The 1,482-nt window shown below is 72.5% G+C and carries 2 protein-coding genes; both read right to left on the reverse strand.

The annotated features are described in order from the left end of the window. Window positions 1-4: 4 nt before the first annotated feature. Window positions 5-448 carry an AMP-binding protein gene (locus tag AC1DXM_RS31900; RefSeq protein WP_477239527.1) on the reverse strand — a complete coding sequence of 148 codons (444 nt, stop codon included), beginning with the start codon at window positions 446-448 and terminating at the stop codon, window positions 5-7. Continuing rightward, the coding region (locus tag AC1DXM_RS31905) for a condensation domain-containing protein (protein ID WP_477239529.1) at window positions 400-1,482 on the reverse strand (1,083 nt) is incomplete at its 5' end. The genes AC1DXM_RS31905 and AC1DXM_RS31900, both read right to left, overlap by 49 nt.

Genomic DNA, 1,482 nt, shown 5'->3' on the forward strand with positions numbered 1-1,482 from the left:
ACCATTACGCCTTTACCATTACGCCTTTGGGCTTTCCGGTGGAGCCGGAGGTGTAGAGGACATAGGCGAGGTTCTCCCCCGCCAGTGCCGCCGGGGGCGGGTCGGCCGGCGGGCGCGGCTCCTCCACGTAGAGGCGCCGCCCGATCCAGCCGCCGAGCCGATCCTCCAGCCGACGTTCCGTCAGCACCGCCCCGGCCCCGGCGCCCTCCAGGAGTTCGCGTAGCCGCTGCGGCGGGTCCTCGGGATCGAGCGGCAGATAGGCCCAGCCCGCCCGCAACACTCCCAGAAGCGCCGCCGGCAGATCCACCGTGCGCTCCAGAAGCACCCCGGCGATCCGCTCCACCCCCGGCCCCAGCTCCGCCGCCAGCGCCCCCGAGCGCGCCCCAAGTTCCCGGTAGCTCAGCCGCCCGCCCGCATCGTCGCAGGCCGCCGTCGCTTCCGGGCGCAACGCCACATGCTCCAGAACCTGCTCGTGAACCCAGCCCCCCGCGTAAACCGCCTCCGTCCGGTTCCACGTCGCAAGCGCCGCCGCATCCGAAGGCCGAAGGCCCGCCGCAGCCCGCCCGGCGCTTCGAGCAGCGCCCGGTCCACCGGATAGTTCTCCACCACCACGATTGTATCGAACAGCGGCTGGCCGCCGAGCCCGCTCAGCCTCTGCACGCGCGTCAGCGCCGTATGCTGGCGCGCCTCCAGCTCCAGACGCTTACGCTGCACCTGCGCCAGCGACGCGTCGGCCGAAACGCGAAGCGGCAGGGTGTTGATGAACAGCCCGACCATTCCCTCCACGCCCGGCAAATCCGCCGGCCGCCCCGAAAGCGTCACCCCGAAGATGACCTCGCGCCCGCCCCCGAGCCGCGCCAGAACCTTCGCCCAGGCCGTATGGATCAGGGTCGCCAGCGTGACTTGGGCGCGCTGCGCCGCCGCCTGCAGCCGCGCGGTCGCCTCCTCGCTCAGCGCCAGCCGCTGCTCCGCCGGCCCCCGCTCGCCCGCCGCCCCCTCCAGCCGTAGCCGCGTGGGCTCGGTCAGATCGCCGAACTCGCGCCGCCAGAACTCCTCGTCGTCGTCGCGCCGGTCGAGCCAGCGCAGATAGTCGGCAAAGGGCCGCACCGGGGCCAGTGCGGCGCCCGCGTCCTCATAGAGCCTTAACCATTGCGAAAGCACGATCGCCAGCGACCAGCCGTCGAGGATCAGATGATGAAAGCTCAGCGCCAGCCAGTGGCGCCCCGGCCCGGCGCGCCCGACCGCCACGCGCGCCAGCGGCGCCCGGTCGAGCGCGAAGCCGCGCCGCCGATCCTCGCGCAGATGCTCTTCCAGCCGGCCCGCCGGATCGTCGCTCCAGTCCAACCAGACAAGCGGAAGTTTGGCCACCGGCTCAACCCACTGAAGCGGCTCGCCGTCGCGCCACGAAAACCGCGTCCGCAGCGCGTCGTGGCGCGCTACGATCGCATTCCACGCCGAGGCGAAGCGCGCGCGGTCGAACTC

Source organism: Mesorhizobium sp. P3_A2 (genome assembly GCF_056403115.1).